The sequence below is a fragment of the Thalassovita aquimarina genome (assembly GCF_018219815.1).
GTDB classification, from domain to species: domain Bacteria; phylum Pseudomonadota; class Alphaproteobacteria; order Rhodobacterales; family Rhodobacteraceae; genus Thalassobius; species Thalassobius aquimarinus.
The window spans coordinates 103,611-112,328 of sequence record NZ_JADMKU010000013.1 but is presented as its reverse complement, the minus strand read 5'-3'; the positions used below and the strand labels follow the sequence as shown (position 1 = coordinate 112,328).

General features: G+C 61.5%; 7 protein-coding genes and 2 pseudogenes. 1 reads left to right on the top strand and 8 read right to left on the bottom strand.

Features of this window, described 5'->3' with window-relative positions:
* Positions 1–50 precede the first annotated feature (50 nt).
* The 5 genes and pseudogenes from IT775_RS14510 to IT775_RS14490 form a co-directional block, all read right to left on the bottom strand.
* Positions 51–428: a thermonuclease family protein gene (locus tag IT775_RS14510; RefSeq protein ID WP_212701837.1), complete on the bottom strand. Its 378-nt coding sequence runs from the start codon at positions 426–428 to the stop codon at positions 51–53.
* 507 nt (positions 429–935) lie between these two features.
* A pseudogene (locus tag IT775_RS14505) lies at positions 936–1,262 on the bottom strand (integrase core domain-containing protein); the annotation flags it as partial.
* Positions 1,263–1,424: pseudogene (locus IT775_RS14500) on the bottom strand (transposase); the annotation flags it as partial. It lies immediately after the preceding pseudogene.
* A 202-nt stretch (positions 1,425–1,626) separates the two neighbouring features.
* Complete coding sequence (locus IT775_RS14495; RefSeq protein ID WP_212701836.1) at positions 1,627–1,830, bottom strand: hypothetical protein; 204 nt, start codon at positions 1,828–1,830, stop codon at positions 1,627–1,629.
* A 426-nt stretch (positions 1,831–2,256) separates the two neighbouring features.
* Positions 2,257–4,521 carry an adenosylcobalamin-dependent ribonucleoside-diphosphate reductase gene (locus tag IT775_RS14490; RefSeq protein WP_212701835.1) on the bottom strand — a complete coding sequence of 755 codons (2,265 nt, stop codon included), beginning with the start codon at positions 4,519–4,521 and terminating at the stop codon, positions 2,257–2,259.
* Positions 4,522–4,719: 198 nt separating this feature from the next.
* Here IT775_RS14490 and IT775_RS14485 point away from each other — a divergent pair, with 198 nt between their 5' ends.
* Positions 4,720–5,151 (top strand): DUF1489 family protein, encoded by a 432-nt coding sequence (locus tag IT775_RS14485; protein ID WP_212701834.1) that lies wholly within the window; start codon positions 4,720–4,722, stop codon positions 5,149–5,151.
* Between the two features lie 199 nt (positions 5,152–5,350).
* Here the strand turns inward: IT775_RS14485 and hisG are convergent, their stop codons facing one another.
* Genes hisG through hisS form a run of 3 tightly spaced genes read right to left on the bottom strand, consistent with a single transcriptional unit; the run spans position 5,351 to position 8,686 of the window.
* Complete coding sequence (hisG, locus tag IT775_RS14480) at positions 5,351–6,046, bottom strand: ATP phosphoribosyltransferase (protein ID WP_212701833.1); 696 nt, start codon at positions 6,044–6,046, stop codon at positions 5,351–5,353.
* Positions 6,043–7,128 (bottom strand): ATP phosphoribosyltransferase regulatory subunit, encoded by a 1,086-nt coding sequence (locus tag IT775_RS14475; protein ID WP_212701832.1) that lies wholly within the window; start codon positions 7,126–7,128, stop codon positions 6,043–6,045. Before IT775_RS14475 ends, hisG begins: the two co-directional genes overlap by 4 nt.
* Positions 7,121–8,686 (bottom strand): histidine--tRNA ligase, encoded by a 1,566-nt coding sequence (hisS, locus tag IT775_RS14470; protein WP_212701831.1) that lies wholly within the window; start codon positions 8,684–8,686, stop codon positions 7,121–7,123. Before hisS ends, IT775_RS14475 begins: the two co-directional genes overlap by 8 nt.
* Positions 8,687–8,718: the final 32 nt, after the last annotated feature.

Sequence of the window (8,718 nt, the reverse complement as noted above, 5' to 3'; positions counted from 1 at the left end):
AGGTGCCCGAAGGTCTTCCTCTCCGCAATCGCGCTCGCTGCAACCGTCATCTATTGGCTATGAGTCCTGACCCTAGCCACTAGCCACCCGTTGATATCGACACCCTCCTGATAGCACTTAGCGACTAAACGGCCATACCTGTCTTTGTCGATCACACGGCATTCGACCGGCGCGCGGCCAATTTTATTCGCCAGTGCATTGGCCGCGTCGGCTCCGCAGCGCCATTCGCTCTTATTGGGCAAGAGACATTTCTGGCGGCTCTCGATCGCATCAATGGCATGTAGCCTGATCCGCGTCCCGTGTATTTCTATAGTGTCTCCGTCAATCACGCTTGCTGTTCCGCTGATTAAATTCTGCGCAGCTATTGGCGCGCCATAAGAAGCGCACAACGAGATCATTAACAAGAAGGCGTGGCGACGCTTGGACATGCTTGTACTGGCCCTCGACTATATCAATAGTTCCGGACTTAAGCTTTACTGGCAACATCTTGCCCAAGTCACGGCAGTGTAGGAAATTCGACGTATATTGAAGTCAGTTCGATTTCTGCGGGTATGACAACGCTCAGATCGGGCTTCATGCTCACAGATAGTCAATTCGTATCTCTCTATCCCTGAAACTGTCACTATCGCGCGCCATCTCGCATCCGTACACTGACTTGCATCAGCAAGATTCTAAAACTCAAAACGAGCCCGCCCTCTCGATTGTCGGCGACCGAAAACACAAGGGCGGCAGGACCAATAGTGCGGACCCCATGCAACATTGTCCATCGGCGACTTTTCGGCCAACTTAAGTGACCGTTAATTAAGGACCGAAATCGCGAACACTCGCCCCGAGGCCGCAGCTTGTCCATTTCACCAAGAGAAAATGGCCATAGAAAGTTCGAAAAAAACACCGCCCGAGGGCGGCATGTGACCTGCTCCCCTTAGAGGCCGCATTCATAAGTTAGCTCTGTTCAGGGTTTGGTCCTCTTCTGACCGTTGGTGATACTCCCACGGGGTGAGCCCGTCGAGGCTCGTATGGGGGCGGTGATGGTTATAGTCGTCGCGCCAGGCGTGGATCAGATGGCGGGCATGGCGCAGATTTGAGAACAAGTGCTCGTTCAGGCACTCGTCGCGCAATCGGCCATTTAAACTTTCCACGAAGCCGTTCTGCATCGGTTTGCCCGGTGCGATGTAGTGCCATTCGACCTGCCGGTCCTCCTGCCATTTCAGGATCGCATTGCTGGTCAGTTCGGTGCCATTGTCCGAGACCACCATGCAGGGATATTCCGCAGGCGCGTCGCGCCAACGCAACCCATTGCGATTGATGAAGATAATCCCGTTCAGCACACGCCGGTCATCGACGCGCGGCTTACCGCGAGAATTCGGGAAATATGGCTCAAGACGCGCCATCTGCGCGTCGGTCGGCCAGAAGAGATCAGACATGTTCACCGCTCGGTTTTCGGTCTTTGCATCACGTCATGTGGCCAAAATCAATGGGGCCTGACCCTAAAAGAAAACCACTGACCGCATGGCGGCCAGTGGTCATTTGATGTGTACCGGAATGGTCAAATTATTCCGGGAATGGACATTTTATGGTGGATCCTACACCGGGCCAATCTCGGTAAACCTGAATTCTACGTCTTCGTCAGCCACTAACGGCCTGTTGCTTCCGACTCAGCTTAAGCGTCACGTTACCCTTCGCTTTCATTTCGCGCGCCAAGGCCAAACCTGACTTAACGCTCTGCTTGGCGGCTTCGCTCGGACGGCCGTACTTCACCTGCCGTTTGAACTTGGCAGCGTCGTCGCCGGTAAGCGTGACGCGACCGAACGCATGAGATGTGATTGCCATGTCTTGTCCTCCTTACCGTAGCTTTGAATCATTTGGGTTGTGCGATACTCAAAAAAAAAAGTTTGCGTGTGCGCACAAGACACATCGATCAGTCAACCACCTTACTCCGGAACCTGAAGACAAACGGCAACCAATAAGCAGAGCATGGTGAGCTTGGAGCAAGTGCATGAAGTAAAATAAAAACCACCGAACGCAGTGCGCTCGGTGGTCATTTGTTGTTGGTCAAAGTGGCCCAAAAACTGCCAAAATGGACATTTTTTAGTGGGTCCTACAAATGGCCCCGCCGCCCTCATGGTTCAGTTCAAAAAAACAGCCTCCGAAGTAAGCGCCTAAAGGCCTTAATTTTGTCTTGACGCCCGATGCGCACGCTTATGGTTTCTTTTGCGCACTCATCTGCTTTTTCTGACTCGCTTTCACCCGGTCAGATCAGCCACATTTCGAATGGCCGCAGCTCATGCAGGTCATGCAGCCCTCGACCATCCGCATTTCAAACTGGCCGCAGCTGGGGCAGGGCTTGCCGCGCGGGGTTTCGCCCACGGCCACGACCTCGGCCTTGGGATCGGTTTTCAGCCCCATCCCTTCGCCTTCGATGAAACCGATGCGAATGAGGTGCTGTTCGATCACCCCGCCGATCGCCGCGAGGATCGAGGGAATGTATTTGCCCTGCATCCAGGCGCCGCCGCGCGGGTCGAACACCGCCTTCAGCTCCTCGACCACGAAGGACACGTCGCCGCCGCGCCTGAACACCGCTGAAATCATCCGGGTCAGCGCCAGCGTCCAGGCGTAATGCTCCATGTTCTTGGAGTTGATGAAGACCTCGAACGGGCGGCGGTGGCCGCCGATCAGGATGTCGTTGATGGTCAGGTAGATCGCGTGCTCGCTGTCGGGCCATTTCAGCTTGTAGGTATGGCCTTCCAGCGCCTGCGGCCGGTCCAGCGGTTCTGCCATGTAGATCACGTCGGCGCCGGCATCCACCTCGGGCGCCTTTTCGCTTTCCTCGCTGACGCTCAGAACCGATCCGGTCACGTCGTTCGGGCGGTAGGTGGTGCAGCCCTTGCAGCCGGTTTCATAGGCTTCCATGTAGACGTCCTTGAAGCCTTCGAAGCTGATGTCCTCGGGGCAGTTGATCGTCTTGGAAATGCTGGAATCGACCCATTTCTGCGCCGCCGCCTGCATCCGCACGTGATCGAGCGGTTCCAGCGTCTGGGCGTTGACGAAATAGTCGGGCAGTTCCCTGTCGCCGAACTTGTCGCGCCACAACTGTACCGCGTAATCGACCACTTCCTCCTCGGTCCGGCTACCGTCCTTCTGCAGCACCTTGCGGGTATAGGCATAGGCGAAGACCGGCTCGATCCCGGAACTGACGTTGCCGGCATAAAGCGAAATCGTGCCGGTCGGCGCGATCGAGGTCAGCAGCGCGTTGCGGATGCCGTGTTCGGCGATCTCGGCGCGCACATCCTCGTCCATTTGCTCCATGGTGCCCGAGGCGAGGTATTTTTCCGCGTCGAACAGCGGGAAGGCGCCCTTTTCCTTGGCCAGTTCGACCGAAGCGAGGTAGGCCGAGCGCGCGATCTGGTGCAGCCAGTCCTCGGTCTGCCGCGCCGCATCATCGCTGCCGTAGCGCAGCCCCAGCATCAGCAGAGCATCGGCCAACCCGGTCACGCCCAGGCCGATCCGGCGCTTGTTCTGCGCCTCCTGCGCCTGTTCGTGCAGCGGGAACTGCGACGCGTCCACGACGTTGTCCATCATCCGCACCGCGACGCGCACCAGGTCGTCGAGCTTGTCCTGGTCGAGCTTGGCGTTCTTTTCGAACGGATCGGCGACCAGCCGCGCCAGGTTGATCGATCCCAGCAGGCAAGCGCCATATGGCGGCAAAGGCTGTTCGCCGCAGGGGTTGGTGGCGGCGATGGTTTCGCAATAGGAAAGGTTGTTGGCCTTGTTGATCCGGTCGATGAAGATCACGCCCGGTTCGGCGAAATCATAGGTCGACTGCATGATCTTGTTCCACAGGTCGCGCGCCTGTAGTGTGTGATAGACCTTGTCGCCGAACTTGAGCTCCCACGGGCCGTCGGCCTTGACCGCTTCCATGAAATCGTCGGTGACCAGAACGCTGAGGTTGAACATGCGCAGCCGCGCCGAATCCGACTTGGCGGTGATGAAATCCTCGATATCGGGGTGATCGCAGCGCATCGTCGCCATCATCGCGCCGCGACGCGACCCCGCGCTCATGATGGTGCGGCACATCGCATCCCAGACATCCATGAACGAAAGCGGCCCCGAGGCATCCGCCGCCACGCCCAGAACATCCGCGCCGCGCGGCCGGATGGTGGAAAAATCGTACCCGATGCCGCCGCCCTGCTGCATGGTCAATGCGGCTTCCTTCAGCATGTCGAAGATGCCCGACATGCTGTCGGGGATGGTGCCCATGACGAAGCAGTTGAACAGGGTCACGTTGCGCCCGGTGCCCGCGCCCGCGGTGATCCGCCCGGCGGGCAGGTACTTGAAATCCTCCAGCGCCGCGTAGAACCGTTCTTCCCAATGCGCGGGATCCTTTTCCACCTGCGCCAGCGACCGCGCGATACGCCGCCAGCTGTCTTCCACAGTGCGGTCCACCGGGGTGCCGTCGGCCTCTTTCAGGCGGTATTTCATATCCCAGATCTGTTCGGAAATGGGCGCGGCGAAACGGGTCATATTTCGGGTCCTTCAAATCAAGCGTGAATCGGAGCGGCGTTTTCGAGACGGCTTCGATACTACAGGCAGAACGGAAGTCTCAACGTAAAATCCGGTTGTCCCGGGAAATATATTGCAATCCTACCACAACACCTTGCCCGCGCCTATCCTCGAGCTACAATATGAGGTTGAAACACTGGACGACTCTGTGGGCAAGCTGTGGATAAGCATATCAACCTGATCAAGCTGAGCGTCGGCACCGATGATGTCGAGAATCTGATCGACTGGCAGCGGCTGCCGCAGGCCCAGACCGCGGACGGTTTGCCGCGCCACGTCACCCGGATGTGGCCCAAGCGGGAAGCCGAAATCCTGAACGGCGGATCGATCTACTGGGTGATCAAGGGCGTGATCCAGTGCCGCCAGCGGGTGCTGCGACTGGACCAGGTGATCGGCCAAGACGGCATCCGCCGCTGCGCCATCGTTCTCGACCCGGAATTGCACCGCACCAATCAGGCGCTGCGGCGACCGTTCCAGGGCTGGCGTTACCTGAAACCCGAAGACAGTCCCGCCGACCTGCCGGCAACCCGCGATGCCGAGGACCCGCTGCCGGCGGACCTGTCCGCCGCGCTGGCCGAAATCGGCGTACTTTGAGGCCGCCGTTGCAGGGGGGCGCTGCCCCCCGTCGCGGCAAGCCGCGCCTCCCCCGGGATATTTCTGAAAAGAAGAAGGGCTTTTTCTTGGCCCAAATACCCATGTCCGGACGGCGCCGATCATGCCTTGCGCCTGCCAGGGGGCATCGCCCCGCAAGGGCGGACAGGGTGGGCGGGCGGGCGCCCGCGCGGGGCGATTTTCAGTCGACGCGAAGAATACGGCAGAGTTGCTTGATCGTGTCGCGTTCGCCGGCATCCATCGGCGCGACTCGGGAGCGGAACAGCGTGGCCTGGGATTTCAGAACCAATCCGTCGCTCAGGATCTTCAGGTGGTTGGCCCGCAGCGTGTCGCCGGTCGAGGTGATATCGGCTACCGCCTCGGCGGTTTCGTTCTTCACCGTGCCCTCGGTCGCGCCCTGGCTGTCGACCAGCTGGTAATCCGCAACGCCGTGATCGCGCAGGAATTCCCGCACCAGCCGGTGATACTTGGTCGCCACGCGCATCCGGAACCCGTGTCGTTCGCGGAACGCGGTGGCGGCGGCATCGAGATCATCCAGCGTATCGACATCGACCCAGCAGGCGGGCACCGCGATGATCAGGTCGGCATGGCCGAACCCCAGTTCCGCTAGCGGTTCCACCACCTGGTCCCACTGGCCCAGCTTTTCGCGCACCAGGTCGGTACCGGTGACGCCCAGATGGATGCGTCCGGCGGCCAGTTCGCGCGGGATTTCCCCCGCCGACAGCAGCACCAGTTCCACGCCCTCGACGCCCTCGACCCGGCCGGCATACTCGCGGTCCGACCCGGTCCGCGACAGGGTCACGCCGCGGGCGCCGAACCATTCGAAGGTCTTTTCCATCAGCCGCCCCTTGGAGGGCACGCCCAGCTTCACGCTCATTGCCCTGCCTCCAGTTGCAGCAGCAGCCCCGGGCGCACAACGCCGCCCACGGCCGGGATTTCCCTGCCCTGCCCCAGCACCCGGGTCAGCGCGTCATAGCGCCCGCCGGTGGCCACCGCCGGCAGGTCGGGACGGCCTTCGGCGTAGAAGCCGAAGACGAACCCATCGTAATATTCCATCGAGGTACGGCCATAGGAGGCCTCGAAATCCAGCGCTGCCACGTCGATGCCGCGCTTTTCCAGCGCCTTCATCCGGCGCGCCAGTCGGTCCACCGCCTTGCCGATCGCGGGCATGTCCACCGCGATATCGCGCAGATGTTCCAACGCGTTGGGCAGGGTTTCACGCACCTGCAGCAGCGCATCCAGCAGCTTGACCTCGCGCTCGGAAATCGGCGCGGCGGCGGCATCGGCCTTCAGCGCCTCGATCCGCGCCTCGACCTCTGCGCGCGAGCGCAGCCCGATCTCGGGCGCGCCACCGGCGAAGGGATCGGCGGCGGCCAGCAGCGCCTTGCGCGCCGCGGGCACCGGGCTGCGCCCGGAATAGCGGTCCAGAAGCGCGCGGAACCGGCGCGGATGCCAGATATGGCGGCGCAGCGCCTTCTTGCGCGCGTCCGTGGTCTGCAGCCCCGCGACCGCGGCCATCAGGATGCCGATATCGCCGGTCGCGGCGCGCAGGCGCGCGCCCCCAAGGGCCGACTGGATAACCGAAAACACCTCGGCATCGGAATCGATGGGGTTTTCGCGGTCGAACACCTCGTATCCGACCTGCATGAATTCGTTTTCCCGGTCGGGATCGTCTTCCTGGCGGCGGAACACTTCACCGGCATAGGTATAGCGCGCGGGTTCGGCGCCATAGGCCATATGCGCCTGCACCACCGGCACGGTGAAATCGGGCCGCAGCATCTGTTCGCCGCGCAAAGCGTCCGAGGTCACATAGGCGCGCGCCCGGATGTCCTCGCCGTAAAGGTCCAGCAGGACCTCGGCGGGCTGCAGTATGGAGGTCTCGAACCCCTGCGCACCCTCGGCCTCGAACAGCGCGCGCAGACGCGCGGCCTCGGCCCTGACCCTGGCTTTCTCAGGCATCTTTCTGCCCTTCCAGGATCTCGCGCACCTTGGCGACCAGGTCGGACCGGGGAACCTCGAACTGGCTCGGCCGTTCCTTCCATTCTTCCAGCGTGGCGTTCTCGGCGATCTTGGCGCCCAGCACCAGGTCCTTGATCTGCACCACGCCGTTGGCCTTCTCATCGCCGCCTTCGATCACCGCCACGGGCGATTGGCGCTTGTCGGCGTATTTCAGCTGGTTGCCGAAATTCTTCGGATTGCCCAGGTAGACCTCGGCGCGGATACCGGCATTGCGCAGCTCGGCCACCATCGCCTGATAATCCGCCATCCGGTCGCGATCCATCACCGTCACGACCACCGGCCCGGTGGCGTGGCTCTTAATGCGGCCCTTTTCACGCAGCGCCGCCAGCAGGCGGTCGACCCCGATGGAAACACCCGTCGCAGGCACCGCCTGCCCGGTGAAGCGTTTCACCAGGTCGTCGTAGCGCCCGCCGCCCGCGACCGATCCGAACTGCCGCTTGCGGCCCTTTTCGTCGAAAATCTCGAAGGTCAGTTCGGCCTCAAACACCGGCCCGGTGTAATACCCAAGACCGCGCACCACCGAGGGGTCGATCTCGATCCGCTCGCTGCCGTATCCCTGCGCCTCAAGCAGCGCTGCGATCTGTTCCAGCTCGGCGATGCCTTCCGCGCCGATCTGGCTGTCGCCCACGGCCTTGCGCAGGTTTTCCAGCGTTTCCTCGGAATTGGTCCCTTTCGAGGTCAGGAAGGCAATCACCGGCTCGGCCTGTTCCTCGTTCAGCCCGACCCCGTCGATAAAGGCGCCCGAGGCATCGAGCCGCCCCTTGGTCAGCAATTCGCGCACGCCCTCTTCGCCGACCTTGTCGAACTTGTCGATGGTGCGCAGCACGTCCAGATGTACCTGCCGGTCCTTGGTCAGGTTGGTCACGACCTTGGCCTGAACCCAGAACTGCATGTTCTGCTCGGTCACCCCAGCCTGGATCTGTTCAAGCGGCATCTTGAACACGTTTTCCAGCACGCCGTTCAGCACTTTGCGGTTGTTGACCCGGATGATGTAATCGCCACGCGGGATGCCGACCTCTTCCAGCGTATCCGACAGCATCGAACAGATCTCGGCATCGGCGGCCACGCTGGCCGCGCCCACCGTATCGGCATCGCATTGATAGAACTGGCGGAAGCGCCCCGGCCCCGGTTTTTCGTTGCGCCACACCGGCCCCATCGCATAACGGCGGTAAGGCGTGGGCAGATCGTTGCGGTGCTCGGCATAGACCCGGGCCAAGGGCGCGGTCAGGTCATAGCGCAGCGCCAGCCATTTTTCGTCATCGGCTTCCTGCCAGGCAAAGACGCCCTCGTTCGGCCGGTCGACATCGGGCAGGTATTTGCCCAAGGCCTCGACCGTTTCCACCGCGCTACTTTCCAGCGCGTCGAAGCCGTAGCGATGATAGACCCCGGCGATTTTCTGCAGCATCTCTGCGCGCTCGGTCACCTCGGCGCCGAAATAATCGCGGAAACCCTTCGGCGCTTCTGCCTTGGGACGGGGGGATTTCTTCTGCTTGGCCATCTCGCGGTCCTTGCCTTCAACTCGCGCACGGC

Excerpts from the sequence above, each read along its gene's own strand:
- IT775_RS14510 (WP_212701837.1), bottom strand. The coding sequence starts at position 428 with ATGTCCAAGCGTCGCCACGCCTTCTTGTTAATGATCTCGTTGTGCGCT.
- IT775_RS14495 (WP_212701836.1), bottom strand. The coding sequence starts at position 1,830 with ATGGCAATCACATCTCATGCGTTCGGTCGCGTCACGCTTACCGGCGAC.
- IT775_RS14490 (WP_212701835.1), bottom strand. The coding sequence starts at position 4,521 with ATGACCCGTTTCGCCGCGCCCATTTCCGAACAGATCTGGGATATGAAA.
- hisG (WP_212701833.1), bottom strand. The coding sequence starts at position 6,046 with ATGAGCGTGAAGCTGGGCGTGCCCTCCAAGGGGCGGCTGATGGAAAAG.
- IT775_RS14475 (WP_212701832.1), bottom strand. The coding sequence starts at position 7,128 with ATGCCTGAGAAAGCCAGGGTCAGGGCCGAGGCCGCGCGTCTGCGCGCG.
- hisS (WP_212701831.1), bottom strand. The coding sequence starts at position 8,686 with ATGGCCAAGCAGAAGAAATCCCCCCGTCCCAAGGCAGAAGCGCCGAAG.